Below are 20,814 nucleotides of genomic sequence, written 5' to 3'. Positions count from 1 at the left end.
CATTGCGAATTCTAGCGGCCTCGCTTCGAGCGTGTCGCCGCACAGCTTTGAACGGAGAGAAAGATGTTTACTCGTCGGAACTTCACGGCCTCATTGGGCGCGTTGGCCATCGCCACATATGCCGCTCCTGCGGCTCGAGCTCGAGAACCTCTCGGCTCGGCATTGAATGTGTCGGAGCCATTTCCCTTGCAACCGGTTGACCGGTCGAAGATCGCCAAGCAGTTTTGGCGTCAAATTGTTCAAGATTCCAGCGGCGAAGATCCTGGCGTCATCATCGTCGATCCTGAGGCTCGGTACCTCTGGCTCGTTCTGGAGGGAGGGCAGGCGCTGCGATATGGCGTTGGTGTCGGCCGGGAAGGATTTGGTTGGAGCGGTGACGCCATCATCGCTCGCAAGGCACAGTGGCCGACATGGACCCCTCCGGCGGAAATGATCGAACGCGAACCGCGTCTGCGGGAATGGGCGAGGGGGATGCCGGGAGGCCCGGAGAACCCGCTGGGTGCGCGAGCGCTGTACCTCTATGAGAATGGAAGGGATACTTTGTACCGGATCCATGGGACCAGCGAGCCGTGGTCGATCGGCCAATCGGTCTCTTCCGGCTGTATTCGCCTCCTGAACGAGGATGTGATCGACCTCTACCGCCGCGTCCCCGTCAGTTCACGCGTCATTGTGAGGTCCTCGGGCACCCAAGGCGTGAGCTAACCGCAGCGGCAGCCTGCAATGCGCTCTCGGCTTCGCGTATTGCAGGCCCCGGCCATGGGGACTACTGCAGAACCGCCATCTGCTCCAAGGGGTATGCTGCCGCTTGCGCGCACTGAATGTGGCATCAGCTGGCTTTCGGGATCAGTCGCTCCATGACGCACCTTTCGAGGCGCTCGCCGGCCCGAGCGACGATTTCTCTGCTGATGACCTCGAAGCCGACGGCCCGAAAAGCGTGCTCCGCTCTCAGGCTGGCATGCACCCACAGGCGGGTCTCATTGTTCTCGCGTGCCTTGTCCGCGATATGAGCAAACAAGCCTTTGAACAGTCCCTTCCCCTGCGCCGCGGGCCGTATGAAGGCCAGATCGATATAACCGCTTTGAGCCAAGGTCATGAACCCAAGCACCATGTCTTCCGATTCCGCCACGATGACCGCTTGGGCTCGGAGTTTCTCGTGCCATTCATCTCCGCGATTGGGCGCCGCGAGCCACGCTTCTCTCTGGCTTTCGCTATAGGGGCTCGTCCCGTTGCGAATGGCGTCGAACATCACGTCGCCAAGCGTGTCGTAATCCGCTTGTGAAGCCCATCGAAAAGTCGGCAGTGTGCACATTCTTGCCTTCGCCCCACGCGAGATGGATCCGGGCAGACTGGACCATCAAATACCCCGATTCACGGGTGAGAAGAAGGCGGATTGAGCTCGGTTTACATCTCGGATGCGGAGCGATCAAACGGCCCCTGTGCTCCTCGCGTGGAGGAATTCGTCGATCCCGAGCCGGCCGCCCCCGAACACCATCAATGTCAGAGCCATTGCGGCCCAGGGCAGGTGGAAGTTCGCCCATCCCTCTGGGATCGTAATCTGGATGATGGCCGTCATGACGAGAAGACCAAGCGCCGCGAAGCGCGTCCCCAATCCCACCACGAGCAGGATCGGCAGGATGATCTCCGCAATGCCGGCTGCCGTCGCCATTGCAATGGGAAAGGGATAGGGGATCGCGCTGCCGAAGAGATGCAGCCTGAACTCCTCTTCGAACAGGAAATGCGCTCCCGCTGACAGCTGAAGGAAGCCATCCCACTTGGTGAGGCCCGAGAAAAAGAACGGGACCGCCAGCGCTATGCGTAACGCCAGGAGCGGGATCGACTGGGGAATGGCTGCCAGCAAACCGGCCGACTTGGAGACAAGGTTCGCCAGAGGGAAGCGTCCGGGTGAATGCGACCCCATTGTATTGATGCTCATGACAGGTCTCTCCGATCGATACCGGCAAAAGCGCCGAGCTCCACGAGACCCTTTAGTGCGACGCCGAAGTCGAACGTCGACGGGACCGCGAAGGCTGCTTCGGCGGCCTCCCCCAAGGAGGCTCCCCTAAGTAGAAGCTGCGCGAATTCTGTGTCGCTTGACGGCAGGATATGCACGTTGACGCTCATCTCCGGCCGCACCACCAGAACGGTTTCGCCGGCCCAGAGCGGGATGGATGAGACGGTTTCGCTCTGATGTGCTCCCCAGATCGATCCCACGGGATACAAGGAGCAGAGGAGCGTAGCCGATGGATGAGCCAGGAGCCGGATGTTCACCAGCATCTCCGGCGGTATCTCCTGGAGCATCTCGATGTCGAGCACGCCTTGATCTGCAGCATGATAGGCCTGCGTATAGGCAGCTTCGAGACGCGCCACGTCGCCGAGGTAGCCGATCTCGGCAGCCGGCGGAAATTCCGCGATGAAATCGGGAAATGTATCTCCATACTCGATCATCAGCGGCGATGCCGGTTGGTGGGCCTGGGCATAGATGCGCGCCATGGCGAAGAAGAAATCGCTCCCCACGAGACGCTCCGTCACCGGGAAACGCTGCGCCAGGGCCTTGGTGAGGCCGACGAAGACATTGTTTCGGTAGACCGAGAAACGCGATGCTTCGATCTGTCTGCCGGAAGTGCTGATCCCGTCCGGCACCGGCCGGTCCGCATTCAGCAATGCTTGGACGAACTCCGTTTGGCTGCCTGCATGGCTCATGGCTTAGGCCGCCCGCATCTGGTTGCGCCGTCTGGCCTCCTGGGCCATCAGCGCTTCCGCCCGCATCGCTTCATTCTGAAGCGTGGAGAAGTCCGGAACGTCGTTGTCCCATTCGATGAGGGTTGGAACCGGTCCCCGCCGGGAGAGCACATGCGCGTACAATGCCATCACATCGGTCTTCACCGGTGAGCCATGGGCATCGATCAGAAGTCGGCCGCCGCTTTCGTCGAGGGTCTCGTCATAACCTGCAAGATGGATCTCGCCGACCCACTCGACGGGAAAGCGGTCGACATAGGCCTGCGCATCAAACCGGTGGTTGACGCATGAGACCACCACGTTATTGACGTCGAGCAACAGACCGCAGCCGGTGCGGGTCACGATCGCCTCGAGGAAGTCGATTTCATCGATGGTGCTCTCGTCGAAGAGCACATAGGTCGCCGGGTTCTCCAACAGCAACATCCGGCCGATCGTCTGCTGGGTTTCGTCGATATGCGCCACGACCCGGTCCAGCGTCTCGCCTGTATAGGGGAGCGGCAGCAGGTCGTTGAGAAAGCCCGTGTCGTGGGTCGACCAGGCGAGATGCTCGGAGAAGCTGTGCGGCCGGTAGCGTTCGACCAGTCCCCTCAGTCGCAACAGATGCGCCCTGTCCAGGGGTCGTGCAGCACCGAGAGAAAGGCCGACGCCGTGGAGCGACAACGGATAGTGGCTCCTGACGGCTTCAAGATACCGATGCGGTGGTCCTCCTGCACCCATGTAGTTTTCCGCATGAACCTCGAAAAATCCAATGTCGGGGTGGTGCTGCAGGATATGGTCATAATGCTCGGGCTTCAGGCCGACCCCGGCTCGGGCAGGCAATCCGTCTGAAGTGGCTGTCGTATGGCTCATCGGTCGCACCACGCTTCAATTATTTTGGGTCTGGTCGAGGAGAGGGGGCTGCTCGCACAACCCCCATCGAGCTCAGCTCTTCATCGGGGTCAGGGAGCCCATATGGCCTCCGCCCTGCATCGTGACACAGGTCCCAACGGGGACCGCTTTCCACGCATTGCCCTGGTAATCCTTGGTTGAAGTGCCGGCACATGTCGTTCCGGCCCCGGCTGCGCAGTCGTTCTGGCCCTTGAGGGCGATGCCGTAGCACTTCTCCTTGCCGGCCATCTGCTCGGGCTTGAGCGGCGCGGCAAAAGCATTCCCTGTAACAGCGGTGACGAGGGAGCCAGCGAGCGCGAGGGCGAGAGTTGAACGGTTCATGAAACGTCTCCAGTTGATCTTGTCTGCGTGCCGCAATCGGCTGCGCAATGATCACTTCGATAAGAGGAGGTCTCGCGTTACTCTGCCTCTCCGACACGAATTCGTGATCGTTGAGTGGGTTTGTTTGGATAATCTTTCCGCCAGTCATGTAACAAAACCGCTGCTGCGGCGTATGAGGGGTAACGCGGGTTGAACGGCAGGGAGGATAAGGAACTGGCCGATCTGCTCCGTGCATCGATCGCGGGAGACGAACGTTCTTACGCCGTCTTTTTGGATCGCACCGCCCGACTCGTGAGAGCTTATGCCCGCCGCAAGATCTTACAGGGCGGGGTTGATCCTGAGGATATCGTCCAGGAGACGCTTCTTGCGATTCACTTGAAGCGTCACACCTGGTTGCCCGATGCGGCGGTGCTTCCCTGGGTCTATGCCATCGCCAGGTTCAAGCTGATCGACGCCTTCCGACGCCGGGGCCGGCATGTGGAGATCGAAATTGCCGAGATTGAAGAAACCTGGGCGCAGCCGGAGGCCGAGACAGTGAGTGATCGCGATATCGGACGAGTTCTGGACTCTCTTGCCCCGGGACAACGTTCCGTAGTCGCCGCAATTGCAGTCGAGGGATGTTCGATTGCGGACACGGCAAGGAAGTTTGGCATGAAGGAAACCGCCGTGCGGGTAGCTTTGCACCGCGGCCTGGCCGCCATCGCGCGGCGATTTGGACGGGAGTGAGATGAAGACCGACGATCTCATCAGGGCAATAGCCGCGGACACTGGCCGCAGTTCGATGCCGCTCGAAAGGGCGTGGTTGATCGCGGGAGCCGTCGCGGTCGTCATCGCCGCAGCGATGTTTATGGTCATGTTGGGCCCCAGATCAGACGCTGTGGAATCCCTGAACTCCGTTCGCTTCATCCTCAAGTTTGTCGTCACCTTCGCTTTGATGATCAGTGCCTTCATTGTCGTGCGGAGAATGGCGCGCCCTGCTGAAGGGTCACGTTCTCTGCTCCTGTTGCTTTTGACCGCACCGCTCTTGCTGGCGGTCTCCGTAGCATTTGAGCTCGCAGTGGTCCCCAGTTCGGACTGGGCCGCGCGTCTGATCGGCGTCAACAGCACGGTGTGCCTGACGTTTATTCCGCTGATCGGTGCCGGGCCCTTGGTGGTTTTTCTGTTGGCGCTCCGCCATGGAGCGCCAACCCATCCGGCTCTCGCCGGAGCGGTTGCGGGACTGCTGGCCGGCGGATTGGCAGCGGCCTTCTATGCCGCTCATTGCCCGGACGACTCGCCGCTTTTCGTGGCCACCTGGTACAGCATCGCCATCGCCGGGCTCGCCGCAATCGGCGCCCTTGTGCTTCCCCGCATCTCACATTGGTAGCCCAGGGGCGTGGAAACTCACGGCAGTGTGAGGCCGGCACACCTTTCCCTCCCCTGGCTCATGGGGCACTCTCCCCTGAACCAGGATAATGAATGCGAACGACCAGGCGTACCTTTCTAAAGACATCCGCAGCCTTAGCCTCGGGCATGCTTCTACCCTCGGGGCTCCACGCTCAAACGGTAATCCCCGATGCCCGCCGCATACCCTCCAGTGGCGAAGAGATTCCCGCTGTTGGACTGGGCACGTGGATCACCTTCAATGTCGGGGACGACCCGGTCCTGCGGGATGAATGCGCAGAGGTGATGGCCGCTTTCTTTGCGGCCGGCGGTGCAATGATCGATTCATCGCCCATGTATGGGTCGTCCCAACCGGTCGTCGGGTATGGATTGAAAAAGCTCGGATATCCGCCGAGCCTCTTCTCGGCGGAAAAGGTTTGGACCTCTTCAGGCCAGAATGGTCCGGCCCAGATCGCCGAATCGAAAGAACTGTGGGGCGTAAAGCGTTTCGACCTGATGCAGGTCCATAATCTCCTGGCCTGGGAGCCACACCTGCGAACCCTCTCGGACATGAAGGCAGAGGGTCAGCTCCGCTACATCGGAATAACCACCTCGGAAGCTCGGCGGCACGATCTCGTCGAGGAGATCATGCGGAAAGTACCTCTGGATTTCGTTCAGCTCACCTACAACGTTGTCGATCGGGAGGCCGAGCAACGGCTGCTGCCTCTGGCAATGGACCGAGGCATCGCCGTGATTGCGAACAGGCCTTTCCAACAAGGGGCCTTGACGCGCCGGCTGGAGGGTGTGCCGATGCCGGCCTGGGCGGGTGACCTCGGCGTTGCGACCTGGGCGCAGCTGATCCTCAAATTCATCATTTCCCATCCCGCACTGACGGTGGCCATTCCGGCCACGACGCGCGTCGACCATGTGCGTGAGAACCTTTTGGCCGCGAGCGGCCCGATGCCGGACTCGGAGATGCGCATCCGCATCGCGGAGCATGTGAGAAATATCTGATGTCCGAATGGTGGACGTATCGGCCGGAGGATTTCCTGCTCTTCTCGCCGCGCGTTTATTGGCGGATGTTCGAGCTTCAGAATGCGTCGCTGTGGCCGTTGCCGGCATTGATGATCGCGGTGGGAGTAATCATCCTCATCCTGTCGCTCTGGCAAAGGCCATCGTCAGCAAGAGCAGTGTCCTTCTTACTGGCGATGATCTGGATACTGGTCGCCTATCTCTTTTTCTGGACACGATACGCGACGATAAACTGGGCAGCTGCTTATTTAGCGCCAATCTTCATGGTCGAAGGTCTTCTGCTCTTCGCGGCGGCCTGTCGGTATGTGCCGGTGACCTTTGATCTCTCGCGCCCGGCCGCGTGGGTCGGCTTTGGCGTGTTGGCCTTTGCGATCCTGGGTTTTCCGCTTCTGGCTGCCTGGCAGGGCCGTGGCGTGATGGCATCGGAGCTCTTCGGCATGGCGCCCGATCCAACGGCCTTCGGTACGCTGGGCGTGATCCTGATGCTTCGGGGCAGGGCGTTGCTCCTGTTGATGCCGGTCCCTGTCCTATGGTGCCTCCTCAGCGCCGCAACCCTGTGGACGATGGGAGAGACTGTGGCCGCTTGGACGCGGCTCGCGATCGCCCTCTTGGCACCGCTGATGATCCTGCTCGACAACGCTCGAGTGCAAAACCGACGCCCCTGACTCCCAGGGTCGCCGACCCGTCGCCGGCCTCAGCCGTCGACCGCCGTTGCACTGGCAAACGAGCCTTTGGGTCCCTCGATCAAGCGCCTGGTCATTGTGATCCAGCGATACGTCACGAGGATCGCAACCAGTGTCAAACCAACCGCAAGCCCGATCCATACGCCGACACCGGCAAGCTGATAATGGAACGCCAAGACGGCGCCCAAGGGTAGCGCCAAACCCCAATATCCAATCAAGGCGATATACATCGGCACTTTGGAATCATGCAGGCCGCGGAGCATGCCGATGCAGACCACCTGGATTCCATCGGCAACGGCGAAGAAAGCAGCGATGACGAGCAGTTGTTGGGCGACGGCGAATGCCGCGGCGTTTCGATCCGCTGAAACGTCCAGAAACGCTGACAGGAAGAGAACCGGAGCACAAAGAATGGCAGCGGCATAGATGATCATGACGCCGGCTCCCAGTGCGTATGCGACCCAGCCAGCCCGCTTCAATGCGGCAATTCTTCCGGCTCCGAAAGCAAGTCCGACTCGGATTGTTGCCGCCTGACCCACCCCGATGGGCACCATGAAGAACAAGGCTGTAATCTGCGTCACGGCGGCGTGGGCAGCAAGAGAAGCGGGCCCAATGATTCCCATCATGTTGGCTGCAGCATAGAAGATCGAGGATTCGAGGCCGATGGTGATCCCCATGGGGAGCCCAAGGCGCCACATTTTTCCCAGAAGAGCCCGGTCGGGGCGCGGGACTCGCGACACGAGCTCGTATCGTTTGAAATCCTTATGGAAGGAGAGCAGCAAAAGCATGCCCGCCAGCATGCAGCAGTTGGAAACAAGCAGGCCCATGGCGGCGCCGCGGAGGCCATAGGCCGGACCGAAGTAACCAAAGATCAGGCTGGATCCCACCGTCAGGTTGACGATGAGCGCGACGCCCACGACCACGAGTGTCCAGCCGGGTCGCTCGATTGTTGCGAGGAACGATCGGCAGACGAGATAGGCCAAATAGGGGAGCAATGACCACTGCAGCCAATGCATCATGCCGGAAGCCTGCGCTGCCAGTGCTGGTGGCTGGCCGAGAAGGATCAGAAGACTTTCACTGTTCCACAGGAGCAGCCAGATGGGCACGCAGAGGAAAAGCGCAGACCAGAAGCCCTGCGCGACGATGGACCGGATCTGGCCCGCACCCATCTCTCCCCGGCTGAGCGCCTGAGCAAGCATCGGCATTGTTGCAGTGAGAATGCCGAGACAGAAAAGCATGAGCGTCGTGTAGAGGGTGATGGCAAGCGCAGCGGCGGCCAGTTGGTCTGCACCGAGGCGCCCGACCATGGCCAGCGAAGTGGTTGTCAACGCGATCTGCGCGACATTGGTGACGACGAGTGGAAGGGCCAGTCGGATCATCGACTTGCTTTCCGCGAGCACGTCTTGACGCATCGGCAAGGGTGAAGCCCATCCTTCGGCGATCGAGGAACGCCCCGTCATTGCGTCTCCCGTCGCAGTTATGTGTTCATCATCTGCAGGCGCTTCTTACAGCAGTCGATCTAGCGGCACCTGACAATTTTCACTGCGCGCGGACACCGGGGAGGTGAGCGAGAGGTCCAGACCAAAGGGCTGGGCGAATCGCCCGGATGGGCGGTCAACTTCAGCTCCTGATCCACGAAAACTCCGATCTTCCCCCTTGACACGCCTAAGCAGCCAAGCGGCCAGAGACGGAGAATGATGTGTATGTACATGTGCTACAAGTTTGCGAAATAAGCAAATTGATCAGCGTAAAGAGACTGTTATCGATTTTTTGTGGCGCGCGACTCAAAGAAATGGAAGGAAAATCCGTCAGGGCGATTTGCGAGATTTTCCCTAAAAATACGGTTGTGTTGCGCAAATGCACTATCACCAGCGACTCCGCATCGACATAGTTATCACTCGTGTCGCTGGAGTAGAAGAATATGAAGAAAATTATTCTTGCAAGCTGCCTTGCAGCATTTGGTTTTACATCTGCCGCTGTCGCAGCCGACCTGTCCTACCCAGTCGAAGCTCCGTACGTCGAAGCGCCCATCGTCCCGCTGGCGTTTGTCTGGACCGGGATTTATATCGGCGGAAACGTCGGTTATGGGTGGTCGGACCACGACCAGAACTTTCCTGGGTGCATCTGCGAGCCTCCGTTCGATAAAGGGGATTACACCTTCAGCCCGAATGGCGATGGTTTCCTCGGCGGTGCTCAGATCGGATACAACTACCAGTTCTTTAACAACGTCGTGATCGGTGCCGAGGCTGATTTCCAGTGGACCGACATCGAGGGGACCGCCAAGGACTCTGACGCTTTTGGTGACTACCGGTACAAATCCGAACTTGAATGGTTTGGGACCATTCGTGGTCGGTTAGGCTACGCTTTCGACCGTGTCCTGGTGTATGGGACCGGTGGTGCGGCCTATGGAAAGACCAAAGTCTCCGAGAAATATGAGGACGATTTCGACGCCGGGTTTGACTACGGGTATTCCGGCTCCGACACGAAATGGGGATGGGCTGCTGGTGCGGGCCTCGAATATGCCTTTACCGACAACTTGACGGCGAAAGTCGAGTATCTCTACGTCGATCTCGGAAAGTCGAAATATTCCGGTTTCTACAACGGTGACTTCAACGAGGATCCGACCGTGAAGCACACCGCTCAAACCGTACGAGTCGGTATGAACTTCAAGTTCTAAGTCGATGTGGTCGAACTTCTGGATCGTGCGCAGCGCCAAGCCTGCGCGCGATCCGTTGAGCTAAGTGGCGGATTTTTTAGAAGTCTGCTTCACATCCCGAACATTCCATTGTGCCGCGAGCGCGAGACGCGCGAGTGCTGGGAGCGACTTCGAACCGGTCTTCTTCATGATCGACGCTCGATGACTTTCGACGGTGCGCTGGCTGATGCCAAGATCCACTGCAATGTTCTTGCTCGGATGACCGGCGAGAACCATCTCCATGATCTCGAGCTGACGGGGCGTCAGGCCCTCGATTGTCGTCGTCGATGTCTCCTGCCAGGCGAGGCGCGCCTTTGAGTCTGCCGGCCCGGTGAGGGCCCTCTTCACGCTCGCGAGCAATTCCATGCGTCCCACCGGCTTCTCGATGAAGTCCGATGCGCCGCACCTCATTGCCTGGACCGCCGTTGCCACATCGCTTGTGCCGGTGATCATGATCGCCGGCAGGCGCTGGTCGATCTCGTGCAGTCGCTGAAGCAAAGCCAGGCCGCTCATTCCCGGAAGATGGGCATCCACGAGGAGCAAACCCTCGCGTCCCGGCGAAAACGCCTTCAGAAAAGCCTCGCAGGAGGCGAAGTCTTCGACGTTGCGACCATCATCCTCGAGGGTCAGACGGAGACTCTCCCGCACATTGGGATCATCGTCCACGACGAAGATCACGGGACCGTCCAGGAGATGAACGTCATCACCGGTGGTGAGCGGAGCAGATTGGAGCGGCGCCGGAACCGCGAGGAGGGCTCGAATGGCCTCCGTCATCTCCTCGATCTTGACGGGCTTGTTAAGCTGGACGAAGTCCTCCCGAGCGATGTTTCGCAGCGCATCCGTCGAAATGTCACCCGTCAGGATGATCGTGGGCAGGTTTCGCTTCAATTTTTTGCGGAGTTTTGCGGCAATCTGTACCCCGTTTAGATCGTTTGGCAGGTTGTAGTCGCAGAGGAGAAGATCGGGGTCGGTGGTTCCGCCTGCGACCAGGCCCATCGCCGCAACTCCATCAGGAGCTGCCGTCACGTCATAACCGTCCTCTGTAAGGAGGTGCTTGAGCAGGGTGCGGACTTCTGGATCGTCCTCCACCAGGAGTATGTTTCGCGCAGTCCCTGATCGCACCTCGGCAGGTTCATCCTTGAAGGGCAAATCCGCGACCCTGGGCGCCAAGGCTGAATCGGACAGCCTTACCTCGATGCTGAACGCCGACCCGCGGCCGGGGGTGGAGCGGGCGTGCACCTTGTGGCCCATCAGTGTTCCGAGCCGATCGACGATCGCGAGTCCGAGGCCCAAGCCGTGGCTCGGAGCGCGGTCCGGATTGTCGATCTGATAATACTCCTGGAAGATCGTCTGGAGATCCGCTTCTTCGATGCCGACGCCCGTGTCCCAGACTTCAATGCTCAAGCGATCCTCATGCCGCCGGCAGCCCAGAAGAACTTTGCCGTGTTTGGTGTATTTCAGGGCGTTTGAGACGAGATTGCGGATCATCTGCTCGAGCAGACGGGGATCGCTCGTGATCCAGAGACCGCATGGCACGACCCGCAGGACGAGGGCCTGTGCTTCGGCCTGATAGGCGAATTCGTCGTGCATTCGCCGAAGCACGTCGTCGATGGGAAACTCGACGAAACGGGCATGCACGGTGCCCGCTTCGATCTGGTTTATGTCGAGCAGCGCGTTCAGCATTCCCGACATGGTGTCGATTGTCTCGTCGATCTTGGCGACGAGCTTCAGTGCTTTCTCGCCTTGGACGGTTCTCGCCAGAAGCGATTGGAGAAGGGCCAACGTTTGCAGCGGCTGGCGCAGGTCGTGGCTCGCGGAGGCGAGGAACCGCGACTTGGCAAGATTTGCAAGTTCGGCCCGCTGTTTTGCATCCTCCAGCGCAACTGAGATCCGCTTTTGATCGGTGATGTCGATAAAGGTGATGACGACGCCTCCAACCTCACCATCGTGCGCTCGGAACGGCACGATGCGCCGGGCAAACCAAGCGCCGCTTCGCCCTTCCACGTCACTTTCAAGCGGCGTGGAGTTCAAGACGACTGCCCTGGCGTCTGCAAGCAGGGACCCATCCTCCGCGAAGGAAGTGAGATCGGCGAGGGGCCTCCCCACATCTCCTGGCAACACACGGAACAAAGCCGTGGTTGCGGGCGTGAAGAACCGGATCGTCATCTCGGCATCGAGGAAGATCGTCGCGACATCGGTGCTGTAAAGCACGTTCTGGAGATCGTCGAACGTCGTCCGTTGCCGATCCAGCATGTCGAGCAGCTGGCCGTTGAGCGCGGTCAGCTCATCCTTGGAAGCGGTCAGTTCTCCCTCGAGCTGTGCAGTCTGCGAACCGTCTCCTGGCAACGATCTGCGGCGCTGATCGGAAGCGGGAGCGGCTGAATCGACAAAGCAGATGAACAGAACGTCGTTGCCCATATGCACCACGGGCCTGATGATGACATCGAAAGCCACGCTCGCGCCCTCTTTGGAGGTCCGGGTGGCGCCGTTGACTTGGACCGGGACGCCGGTTTCCAGAGCCTGATGGATGGCCCATCTAAGCTCAGTGCGCAGTTCAGGCGCCACGGATGCCAGGAGATCGTGGGTGGGAAATCCTGGAGCGATCCGAAGATAGCGATCCGTCGGGCCCATGGAATAGAGGCACTCGTGATGACGGTCGATGAGAACCGCTGCCGGCGCATGATGCGCCATGACCAGCTGGAGGCAGAGGTCGGAAAGGACGACATCGCGCGGCGCGGCACGCCGTGGTCCAACGGCCACGCGTCGATCGGCGCCGCCCGGGATTGCTTCGGCGCTGACCGACGCTGCGGCTGTGATCAGACGCGTTGGATCGCGTGTCATTCTTCTTCCCTTAGAGTTACGCCTGAAACGAAGGGGCAACAGCACGCTACCATGGGTTTTCGCGCCGCGGGGATAATTGACTCATGCTGCTGCGAGCCTCCGGTCTACGTATCTTCCGATCCCCGTGCAGGTCGCTCCCGGCTCGCAATCAATTCACCCGGCGAACGGCCGGAGCATGGTTAAACCACCGAATGACGGTTCAGGGCAAAAATCGCTGTGGGGAACTCGCGTTTTGGTTGAGATTCGCGTGTTAAACATCTGAGGAGGAAACGAATCCTGAAGACGATGTTGCTTCGGCCTTTCGTTAGGCTTCATCCAAATCATGTCGGCACGAGAAGCAACGTCTCAGATTGTTACACATTTGAGGCATCCACAAGGCTGCCTTGGGAATAATATTTAAACCATAATCTGTAGTTCAGGTATTTGAATATTTGGATAAAAATGAATAAATAAGAAAAAGTAGTATGAGTATTTTCCGGTACTATACGTTGAGATTAATTCGGCGCACTTCTATAAATCCCGCCGTAATGCGGCTAGTTACGCCTCTCAAAGCTATTATAACTGACCGCAGCATTCGGTAATACAAAAAATAATAAAATTGTCTCTAAATTTACTTCTCAAAACTCAGGCTCGTATGGCTCCCCGTAATCAAGCTGGGGCGCACGCGTGCCTCTTGCTCTGGTGATCCCGTAAAGCGCGCGGGCCGCCAATCGCCTCGCCGTCTCAACGGCAGGCTCTTTCTCGCGCACATAACAGGGAAAACGTGAACATGAGCAGCGACTATTATAAAGCTACGGGCGTCGACGACGCCAAAGACGCGAATTTGGTCTTCGTCTGGTCCCGGGATAGGGTATCGAGCGAGCCAATGCTCCTGGGAGCAGGCTATGCCGTCCGTGCCGATGTGGTCCGTCCCAACGGGATCAAAAGCGGCCAGTTCGCCATCACCTTCAGCCTTCCGGAGACCTGCAGACGTGACGACATCTTCGTCACATCAGATAGGGCTGGTGACGTTGTCTTGTCCGGCGCGGAGATCTCCGCCTGTTCGGTGCCACGGGGAACCCAGGCACCGATGATGCTCTCTGGCGCTGCGGCAGTCCACGCAGCAGACGCTTTGGTCAGCCACAGCCAGCATATGCTGGCCAATAGAGCGGAGTAAGGCTCATGCCAGGCTCACTCTATCAAATCAACGGCACGGACGTCAGCGGCACGACCGAATATATCTACTACAACAATGGCGGTACCTATGAGCTTCTTGGAAGCTCATCTGTCTCGATCGGAACCGGTGTCGGCGTACCTTACTCTTACGCGACACTGATCTATCTGCCGGAAGGCTATGATCCGGCCAATATTGCGGTCGTAAACCAAGCCGGAACCTTCCAGACCGTCGGGCCAGATTCCTCGGTGAACTTCAATTTCACCATTGAACAGGTCACGCCGATCGGTTCGACCGGAGCGACGGGTGACACCGGCGCAACAGGTGCGACCGGCGGCACCGGTGCAACGGGTGCGACTGGCGGCACCGGCGCAACAGGGGCGACTGGCGGCACCGGCGCAACGGGAGCGACTGGCGGCACTGGGGCAACTGGGACGACAGGTGACACCGGAGCAACGGGTGGCACGGGCGCGACGGGTGCAACTGGAGCAACGGGCGGTACCGGAGCGACAGGCGCAACTGGGGCAACCGGCGCAACTGGGGTCGGAGAAACCGGGGCGACCGGCGCAACGGGACCGACTGGCGCGACGGGTGGCACAGGAGCCACGGGTGCAACGGGAGCCACTGGTGCAACGGGAGCGACGGGTGGCACCGGCGCAACGGGAGCGACTGGCGGTACCGGCGCAACGGGAGCGACTGGCGCGACGGGAGCTACGGGCGGCACAGGTGCAACCGGTCCGACCGGCAGCACGGGCGGCACAGGCCCGACGGGTCCAACAGGCGGCACAGGCCCCACAGGTCCGACCGGTAGCACGGGCGGCACAGGCCCCACAGGTCCAACGGGCGGCACAGGTCCTACGGGTCCGACAGGTGGCACGGGCGGAACAGGCCCAACAGGTCCGACCGGCGGTACGGGCGGCACTGGCGGTACGGGCCCGACGGGCGGCACAGGCGGCACGGGTGGCACCGGTCCTACAGGTCCCACGGGTCCTACTGGTCCTACTGGTCCCACGGGTCCGACGGGCGGCACGGGATCCACTGGCGGGACCGGACCGGTCTGCGTTTGTCCTCCACGGGGTCGCAGGACCTGCACAGAGGGTGCGACCGGAAGTTCCGGCTCGACCGGAGCGACTGGGACACAGTCCAGCACGAAGACGACGGGATCATCCGGAGCGGCGACCACAAGTTCGGCTCCGAGCAAGATGACTTTTGTCGGGAGCACCGCCAAGTCGGGCAGCACCACTCTAACGCCGACGGCTAATAAGACAGTCGTGGGTTCAGCCGGCTCGACCAAGAGCACCCTGAAGGCGACAGGTTCGAGCCTGCCGCAGAAAGATCCCGCTCCGCGGTCCGGATCGGCGTCGCTTCAGCAGGCCAGTCCGAAGGGCACGCCGACGACTGTCTCCGGCTCCTCGCGGTCCGATGCTCCGTTGACCTTTGCCAGCAACTCGACGTCGCCAAGGCATTGATCGTCCGAAACTAGGCCGGGGAGGCCGCCACGTTGGTGGCCTCCCCGCACTTCGGTTCCACCAAAACCCTATCTGCCCGCGGTTCCGCCTGGGACCTTCATCGAGTGGCAAGACATGATCTCCAGTTTCTCCCCGCCGGCCCGCATCAATGCTCGCAAAGACTCTTTGGTCCTTGCGCGATCAACTCAGATCGCGGCGACGGCTCAGGACCCCTCGCGTGCTGCTGGCCACAGCGAAGACCTTCACGAGCGCCTCGTCGGGGCGCTGGCAATCGCCCGCTACCATGGGGTGGATCCTGATCCTCGGGCGGTGCGCATGGAGAAGGGCCAGTCTGCCCCCTCCTCTCCTGCCTTGGTTGAATGGCTCACCCAGGCCGGCCTTTGGGCCCGAGGCGCGCGGCTCACCTTCAGCCAATTGCTGGCCATCGAAAGCCCGGCACCGATCCTGCTCCTACTCACTGACGGCGGCGCGGCACTGCTCGTGGGCCGTGACCTTGAGCGCCGCGTCGTGTTGCTGCGGGATCCGGGTCAGCGCGGTGGTGATGCAGCGGTGCCTGTGGACGAACTGCGCCTGGCGCGCGCCTGGGATGGCGCCACCCTCCTGGTGCGCGGCGCCCGCGACGACGGCAAGGAAGAAGAAAAGTTCAACCTGGGGCTTCTCACAAAACTGGTTTGGGGAGAGAAGTCGATCCTGCGCGATGTCGGGATCGGATCGATTACGATCACCTTGCTGAGCGTGCTGCCCATGCTGATGATCATGACCACCCTCAACACCGTGGTGATGTACCATAGCCTTAACACCCTGACGCTGATTGTCGTCGTTCTGGTGATCGCTCTCGTCTTCGAGATGTTGATCACCTGGTCGCGCCGGATGCTGCTCGTCATCCTCGCCAGTCGCCTCGACACGCGATTGAACCTCGCCATCTTCGACAGGCTGATGACGCTCCCGATCGACTTCTTCGAGCGCAACCAGGCGGGAGACCTGTCCTACAAGATCAGCCAGCTCTACCGCGTCCGTGAGTTCCTCACGGGCAGGATGATGACGACCTTCATCGATGTCACCATGGTTCTGCTGTTGCTGCCGGTGCTGTTCTACATGGAGGCGACTCTTGCCTGGACCGTGGTCATTGCGGCCGGCTGCATCGCCCTGATCATCCTCGCTTTCCTCGGGCCTTTGGCGCGCATGACCAGCAAGCTGGTTCAGGCGGAATCGGAAAAAGGCTCGACCTTGGTCGAGAGCATCTACGGCATCCGCACGATCAAATCCCTATGCCTCGAGGGCAACCGCGGAGCGGAATGGGACGAGAGGGTGGCCAAGGTTGGGGAGCTCAACCTGAAAATGGGCAAGCTCAGCAACTGGCCGATGGTGCTGGTCATGCCCTTCGAAAAATACACTCAGTTCGGCGTCTTGGCGCTGGGTGCTTACTTCGCTCTGACCTCTAACGATCCTCTGTCGCTGGGTGGCCTCATCGGCTTCATGATGCTGGGCGGCCGCATCGCGGGTCCCATGGTCAACATGGCGCGGTTGCTGCAGGACGTTCAGGAAGCCCGCGAGGCCCTGGGCCAAGTCGGCTGGGTGCTCAATCGGCCGACTGAGAAGCGGGCATTGACCCATGGTCTGCGGCCGAAATTCGAGGGTGCGATCAGTTTTGAGGACGTCACCTTCTCCTATGAGGGCACGAAGATCCCGGCTCTCGAAAAGGTCAGTTTTTCAATTCCGCCGGGCACGATGCTCGGCCTCGTTGGCCGCTCCGGATCCGGAAAATCGACCATCACCCGTCTGCTGATGGGCATCAACCGGGACTATACGGGATCGGTGAAGCTCGACGGAACGGACCTTCGTGAGATCAACCTTCGTCATCTCCGTCAAAGCTTTGGGACGGTCCTCCAGGAGAACTTCCTGTTCCGAGGCACGGTGAAGGACAACATCCTCGCTGGCCGTCCAGGTCTTGGCTTCGAGGACGTCGTGCGTGCGGCGCGGCTCGCAGGTGCGGAAGAGTTCATCGAGCGTCTGCCGCAGGGTTACGAGACCTGGATCCAGGAAGGTTCGCCGAATCTATCTGGCGGCCAGCGCCAGCGCTTGGCCATCGCTCGCGCGCTGATCGTGGATCCGAAGCTGCTGATCCTGGATGAGGCGACCTCTTCCTTGGACCCCGAAAGCGAGGCCCTGATCAACGCCAACCTCCAGCGCATGGCGCGCGGGCGCACCATGGTGATCGTCTCGCACCGCCTGTCGTCGCTGATTGATTGCGACCAGATCCTGGTTCTCGACCGGGGCAGTGTCGTCGATATCGGACAGCATGACGATCTCGTCGAACGCTGCTCGATCTACCGCCATCTCTGGCTGCAACAAAACCGTCACCTCGACCTGCAAGGAAAAGCTCATGCCGCGCGTGCTCGGACTATTGCCAGCGCCAGTTAAAGCCGGACGAAACGACGAGAGCCGGTTGCCCATTGCCGCTCTCGAGTTCGAAAGCCCCTCGGCCGCCATCATTGCGACGCCGGTGCCGCGTCTGACGCGGTCGACGATCCTGTTCGTCTTCCTGCTTGTGTTGGCCTTGATCGCCTCCGCCGCGGTCATCCGCATCGATAGGATCGTCTCCGCGAGGGGCAAGCTTGTTGCCGATGCCCCCAACATCGTGATGCAGGCTTTCGATCAGACCATCATCCAGAGCATCGAGGTGAAGAAGGGCGATATCGTCCGCAAGGGACAGGTTCTTGCCCGCCTCAACCCCACATTCACCGGCGCCGACCACGCATCGATCAAAGATCAGGTCGACCTGCTCGGGGCCAGAGCACAGCGCCTGCTGGCAACGGCTTCCGGAGCAACCTACCAGCCGGACGCCGCCAATGCGCATGCGGCATTGCAAGGCACCATTTCCGATCAGCAGGCTGCCGAATTTGCAGCCTCCATCCAGAACTACGACAAGAAGATCGACCAGCTGCGGACCCAGATCGCCGGTGACAAGGCTCAGGCCGAATATTTCGGTCAGCGTCTTGTGGTGGCCTCCGATGTCGAAGAGATGCGTAAGAAGCTGCAACAGATGCAGACCGGCAGCCTGCTCTACACGTTGCAGGCGACCGACATCCGCCTGACCATGGCGGCTTCGCTTTCCAAGTCTGAATCCGATGCTGCTCAAGGCGACCGTCAGCTTGCTGCCCTCGAGGCGGAGCGGACCACCTTCATCGAGCAGTGGAACGGCCGGAACTCTCAGGATCTCGCCGAGACGCAGGGGAAGTTGACCTTGGCCCGGCAGGAATTGGCCAAGGCTGAGCTCCACAACGAGCTGGTGGTGCTGACGGCGCCACGCGACTCGATTGTCCTGTCGGTTGCCAAGATCTCGGTGGGCTCTGTCGTGACCAGCGCCGAGCCGCTGATCCAGCTCGTACCGATCGACGCTCCTCTTTCGGTCGAGGCGGATATCTCCGGAATGGAGAGCGGTCATGTCAGCCCGGGCGACGCCGTGACGGTGAAGTTCGACACGCTCCCCTTCCTTCAATATGGCAGCGGCCAAGGCATCGTGAGAGCGATCAGCCCTGACAGCTTCAGTCCGGAGACTTCGGTGGGGGATGGCGGATCCTCCATGCCGAACCGTCCGAACACCCTGTACTATCGCGCCGATATCTCCCTCGACAGCCTCATGATGCATGATACGCCGGCGGGATTCCGTCCCATGCCGGGCATGCCGATCACTGCCGATGTGAAGGTCGGCACGCGCTCGGTGCTTTCCTACTTCGCCGACAAGATCCTGCCCGTGGCTTATGGGAGCCTGCGCGAACCATGAGCTTGGCTGGGCTGCATCTCATCGCCAAACCGCTTGATCGCCTGGCGGCGCATTTCCCGAGACGCGCTCGCGCCCGCGCTGAGCGGCTCTCCGAGGCGGCACCGGATCGCGCCCTGGTCCTCTTTGCCGCCGCGGCCGAAGGAGGCGATATGGAGGCAGCCTTCCTCGTTGGCGAACGGTATCTCGAGGGCAAGGGGACGGTGGCCCATACAATGGAGGCGGCCCGATGGTTCCATCGCGCCGCAACGAGAGGTCATGTGCGCGCGCAATGCCGCCTGGCGAAGCTTCATCTGCTGGGACTGCCGCAGGTCTCCCTCGAGGCACGGTCGACGCTGTTCGAACGCGACGACGCAGGACTTCCCGATCACCGGGCAGCGCTCCTATGGGCGCGCCCGGCAGCCGAAGCAGGAGCCCCCGACGCGCAGGCGATGATGGGTTTCATCCTGACCTCCGGCCCCGACGACCTGCGCAATGCCGATGACGCCTTCTCATGGTACGCGAAATCCGCCGCTCAGAATTATCCTCAGGGCCGCTTGGGATTTGTGATTGCCCTGATGCTGCGTGCCGACACTGAAGAAAAGAAACGTGCGGCCTATCTGGAACTCGCCAGCGTGGGAAAGACGGGCATACCCACCGCTCATTACCTGCTCGGCATGAGCGCGGAACGTGGGGTGGGCACTGAGACAAACGATGTGGAAGCTCGCCAGCACTATCAGATCGCAGCCGAAGCTGGACTTCACAACGCTCAGGCGAGGTTCGGCCTGATGCTGCTCGAAGGTCGTGGTGGCGATCCGGATGCCCTGATCGGGGAGAGTTGGCTGCGGCGCGCCGCTCATGGGGGCGATGCCGAGGCGGCAGCGCTGCTGGGAGACATCTATGCGCGCGGCGGCACCGTGCCACCCAATTACGAGGAGGCGGCCAACTGGTTCCGGGCCGCAGCCGAACTGGGCCACAGCACTGCTGCCCATGCACTGGGCATGCTTCATCTGACGGGTGCCGGAGTGACCCAGGATGCCGACGAGGCGGCGGTCTGGTTCAAGCGCGCTGCCGAGGCAGGCGACAGCCGCGCTCAGGCGGATCTTGCAGAGCTGCTCCAAAGCGGCTCGGGATCGGCACTCTTCCTGGAGCCGCCTCCCGTTCACGAATGGTTCGAGCGCGCCGCCGAGGAGGGCGACCTTGTTGGCGCCTTCAACTATGCCGTTTGTCTTGCTGAGGGTGTGGGCATGCCACGTGATGACGAGCGAGCGGCATTCTGGCTGAAACGGGCGGCCGAAGGCGTCGTCACCGCCCAGTATTGGTACGGCAGGATGTTGGCGGAAGGTCGCGGTCTCGAACAGAATGAGCCAGAGGCAATCGACTGGTTTACCCGCGCGGCACAGGCGGGCCTGGCCGACGCCCAGGTCGCACTGGCGGAGATGATCCTCGACGGACGGGGTGCGCCCCGGGACTATGCTGCCGCGGAATCATGGTTCCTGAAGGCCCTGCCGGAGGGGCATGTGGGGGCGATGTTCGGGCTCGGAGAGCTCCATAGCGGCGGTCATGAGACCGAAGCCGATTACGAGGTGGCAGCTGAGTGGTTCGCGCAGGCCGCCGCATGCGATCATCCCATCGCCTGCCTGATGCTCGCCCGTTACGCGGTGCTTGGGCTCGGCGGCCCGCAGGACATTGCGGCCGGCCGCCGCTGGTATGAAACTGCAGTCTCTTTCGGCGTGCCCGGCGCTGCCGATGAACTCGCCACCCTGAACGAGACATGGCCGGTCATTCCGGAAGCGCCCGCGTTCGACGTCGAATTCTACGAACTGCTCAACGAACCAGCGGCGGCTTCGCGCTCCATGCAGCACGGAGCCTCCTAG

General features: G+C 60.9%; 18 protein-coding genes. 11 read left to right on the top strand and 7 right to left on the bottom strand.

Going from position 1 to position 20,814, the window contains the following annotated elements; genetic code table 11:
- Window positions 1–63 precede the first annotated feature (63 nt).
- Complete coding sequence (locus FKM97_RS21290) at window positions 64–702, top strand: L,D-transpeptidase family protein (RefSeq protein WP_144294458.1); 639 nt, start codon at window positions 64–66, stop codon at window positions 700–702.
- Window positions 703–826: 124 nt separating this feature from the next.
- On the opposite strand, the gene FKM97_RS21285 is transcribed toward FKM97_RS21290, so the two are convergent.
- From FKM97_RS21285 to FKM97_RS21265, 5 genes are all read right to left on the bottom strand, one after another.
- Window positions 827–1,309, bottom strand: a complete 483-nt coding sequence (locus FKM97_RS21285; RefSeq protein WP_144294457.1) for a GNAT family N-acetyltransferase — start codon at window positions 1,307–1,309, stop codon at window positions 827–829.
- Window positions 1,310–1,423: 114 nt separating this feature from the next.
- Window positions 1,424–1,918, bottom strand: a complete 495-nt coding sequence (locus FKM97_RS21280; RefSeq protein ID WP_205015269.1) for a DoxX family protein — start codon at window positions 1,916–1,918, stop codon at window positions 1,424–1,426.
- An 11-nt stretch (window positions 1,919–1,929) separates the two neighbouring features.
- A complete protein-coding gene (locus FKM97_RS21275) occupies window positions 1,930–2,700 on the bottom strand; it encodes an HvfC/BufC N-terminal domain-containing protein (protein ID WP_144294455.1) in 771 nt (256 codons plus the stop codon).
- A 3-nt stretch (window positions 2,701–2,703) separates the two neighbouring features.
- Window positions 2,704–3,585, bottom strand: a complete 882-nt coding sequence (bufB, locus tag FKM97_RS21270; RefSeq protein ID WP_144294454.1) for an MNIO family bufferin maturase — start codon at window positions 3,583–3,585, stop codon at window positions 2,704–2,706.
- Window positions 3,586–3,657: 72 nt separating this feature from the next.
- Window positions 3,658–3,945 (bottom strand): BufA1 family periplasmic bufferin-type metallophore, encoded by a 288-nt coding sequence (locus tag FKM97_RS21265; RefSeq protein ID WP_144294453.1) that lies wholly within the window; start codon window positions 3,943–3,945, stop codon window positions 3,658–3,660.
- Between the two features lie 189 nt (window positions 3,946–4,134).
- Between FKM97_RS21265 and FKM97_RS21260 the strand changes: the two genes are divergently transcribed.
- The 4 genes from FKM97_RS21260 to FKM97_RS21245 all read left to right on the top strand — a co-directional run bounded on the left by FKM97_RS21260 (window position 4,135) and on the right by FKM97_RS21245 (window position 7,004).
- Window positions 4,135–4,671 carry a sigma-70 family RNA polymerase sigma factor gene (locus FKM97_RS21260; protein WP_144294452.1) on the top strand — a complete coding sequence of 179 codons (537 nt, stop codon included), beginning with the start codon at window positions 4,135–4,137 and terminating at the stop codon, window positions 4,669–4,671.
- Window position 4,672: 1 nt separating this feature from the next.
- Window positions 4,673–5,311 (top strand): NrsF family protein, encoded by a 639-nt coding sequence (locus FKM97_RS21255; protein ID WP_144294451.1) that lies wholly within the window; start codon window positions 4,673–4,675, stop codon window positions 5,309–5,311.
- 92 nt (window positions 5,312–5,403) lie between these two features.
- Window positions 5,404–6,321, top strand: coding sequence for an aldo/keto reductase (locus FKM97_RS21250; RefSeq protein ID WP_144294450.1), 918 nt, complete (start codon window positions 5,404–5,406; stop codon window positions 6,319–6,321).
- On the top strand, window positions 6,321–7,004 hold the full coding sequence (locus tag FKM97_RS21245) for a DUF6064 family protein (protein WP_144294449.1): 684 nt from the start codon (window positions 6,321–6,323) through the stop codon (window positions 7,002–7,004). The genes FKM97_RS21250 and FKM97_RS21245 overlap by 1 nt, the downstream gene beginning before the upstream one ends.
- Before the next feature lie 29 nt (window positions 7,005–7,033).
- Here FKM97_RS21245 and FKM97_RS21240 read toward each other — a convergent pair whose 3' ends face one another.
- A complete protein-coding gene (locus FKM97_RS21240; RefSeq protein WP_205015256.1) occupies window positions 7,034–8,479 on the bottom strand; it encodes an MATE family efflux transporter in 1,446 nt (481 codons plus the stop codon).
- A gap of 461 nt (window positions 8,480–8,940) precedes the next feature.
- Between FKM97_RS21240 and FKM97_RS21235 the strand changes: the two genes are divergently transcribed.
- Window positions 8,941–9,696, top strand: coding sequence for an outer membrane protein (locus FKM97_RS21235; protein ID WP_144294448.1), 756 nt, complete (start codon window positions 8,941–8,943; stop codon window positions 9,694–9,696).
- 60 nt (window positions 9,697–9,756) lie between these two features.
- On the opposite strand, the gene FKM97_RS21230 is transcribed toward FKM97_RS21235, so the two are convergent.
- Window positions 9,757–12,555 carry a response regulator gene (locus FKM97_RS21230; protein ID WP_144294447.1) on the bottom strand — a complete coding sequence of 933 codons (2,799 nt, stop codon included), beginning with the start codon at window positions 12,553–12,555 and terminating at the stop codon, window positions 9,757–9,759.
- 769 nt (window positions 12,556–13,324) lie between these two features.
- On the opposite strand from FKM97_RS21230, the gene FKM97_RS21225 reads away from it, so the two are divergent.
- The 5 genes from FKM97_RS21225 (at window position 13,325) to FKM97_RS21205 (ending at window position 20,814) form a co-directional block, all read left to right on the top strand.
- Window positions 13,325–13,711, top strand: a complete 387-nt coding sequence (locus FKM97_RS21225) for a hypothetical protein (RefSeq protein ID WP_144294446.1) — start codon at window positions 13,325–13,327, stop codon at window positions 13,709–13,711.
- 5 nt (window positions 13,712–13,716) lie between these two features.
- Entirely contained in the window at window positions 13,717–15,177 is a 1,461-nt protein-coding gene (locus FKM97_RS26790; RefSeq protein ID WP_281290132.1) for an exosporium protein, read from the top strand.
- 114 nt (window positions 15,178–15,291) lie between these two features.
- Window positions 15,292–17,598 (top strand): peptidase domain-containing ABC transporter, encoded by a 2,307-nt coding sequence (locus tag FKM97_RS21215; protein WP_144294445.1) that lies wholly within the window; start codon window positions 15,292–15,294, stop codon window positions 17,596–17,598.
- Window positions 17,561–18,961, top strand: coding sequence for an HlyD family type I secretion periplasmic adaptor subunit (locus FKM97_RS21210; protein WP_144294444.1), 1,401 nt, complete (start codon window positions 17,561–17,563; stop codon window positions 18,959–18,961). Before FKM97_RS21215 ends, FKM97_RS21210 begins: the two co-directional genes overlap by 38 nt.
- On the top strand, window positions 18,958–20,814 hold the full coding sequence (locus FKM97_RS21205; RefSeq protein ID WP_144294443.1) for a tetratricopeptide repeat protein: 1,857 nt from the start codon (window positions 18,958–18,960) through the stop codon (window positions 20,812–20,814). The genes FKM97_RS21210 and FKM97_RS21205 overlap by 4 nt, the downstream gene beginning before the upstream one ends.

The organism is Rhodoligotrophos appendicifer, assembly GCF_007474605.1.
Classification (GTDB): domain Bacteria; phylum Pseudomonadota; class Alphaproteobacteria; order Rhizobiales; family Im1; genus Rhodoligotrophos; species Rhodoligotrophos appendicifer.
This window is presented reverse-complemented; position numbering and strand designations above follow the sequence as displayed.

Bases quoted from the DNA above. Each gene is read 5' to 3' on its own strand.
- FKM97_RS21290 (WP_144294458.1), top strand. From the start codon at position 64: ATGTTTACTCGTCGGAACTTCACGGCCTCATTGGGCGCGTTGGCCATC.
- FKM97_RS21285 (WP_144294457.1), bottom strand. From the start codon at position 1,309: ATGTGCACACTGCCGACTTTTCGATGGGCTTCACAAGCGGATTACGAC.
- FKM97_RS21280 (WP_205015269.1), bottom strand. From the start codon at position 1,918: ATGGGGTCGCATTCACCCGGACGCTTCCCTCTGGCGAACCTTGTCTCC.
- FKM97_RS21275 (WP_144294455.1), bottom strand. From the start codon at position 2,700: ATGAGCCATGCAGGCAGCCAAACGGAGTTCGTCCAAGCATTGCTGAAT.
- bufB (WP_144294454.1), bottom strand. From the start codon at position 3,585: ATGAGCCATACGACAGCCACTTCAGACGGATTGCCTGCCCGAGCCGGG.
- FKM97_RS21265 (WP_144294453.1), bottom strand. From the start codon at position 3,945: ATGAACCGTTCAACTCTCGCCCTCGCGCTCGCTGGCTCCCTCGTCACC.
- FKM97_RS21255 (WP_144294451.1), top strand. From the start codon at position 4,673: ATGAAGACCGACGATCTCATCAGGGCAATAGCCGCGGACACTGGCCGC.
- FKM97_RS21250 (WP_144294450.1), top strand. From the start codon at position 5,404: ATGCGAACGACCAGGCGTACCTTTCTAAAGACATCCGCAGCCTTAGCC.
- FKM97_RS21245 (WP_144294449.1), top strand. From the start codon at position 6,321: ATGTCCGAATGGTGGACGTATCGGCCGGAGGATTTCCTGCTCTTCTCG.
- FKM97_RS21240 (WP_205015256.1), bottom strand. From the start codon at position 8,479: ATGACGGGGCGTTCCTCGATCGCCGAAGGATGGGCTTCACCCTTGCCG.
- FKM97_RS21235 (WP_144294448.1), top strand. From the start codon at position 8,941: ATGAAGAAAATTATTCTTGCAAGCTGCCTTGCAGCATTTGGTTTTACA.
- FKM97_RS21230 (WP_144294447.1), bottom strand. From the start codon at position 12,555: ATGACACGCGATCCAACGCGTCTGATCACAGCCGCAGCGTCGGTCAGC.
- FKM97_RS21225 (WP_144294446.1), top strand. From the start codon at position 13,325: ATGAGCAGCGACTATTATAAAGCTACGGGCGTCGACGACGCCAAAGAC.
- FKM97_RS26790 (WP_281290132.1), top strand. From the start codon at position 13,717: ATGCCAGGCTCACTCTATCAAATCAACGGCACGGACGTCAGCGGCACG.
- FKM97_RS21215 (WP_144294445.1), top strand. From the start codon at position 15,292: ATGATCTCCAGTTTCTCCCCGCCGGCCCGCATCAATGCTCGCAAAGAC.
- FKM97_RS21210 (WP_144294444.1), top strand. From the start codon at position 17,561: ATGCCGCGCGTGCTCGGACTATTGCCAGCGCCAGTTAAAGCCGGACGA.
- FKM97_RS21205 (WP_144294443.1), top strand. From the start codon at position 18,958: ATGAGCTTGGCTGGGCTGCATCTCATCGCCAAACCGCTTGATCGCCTG.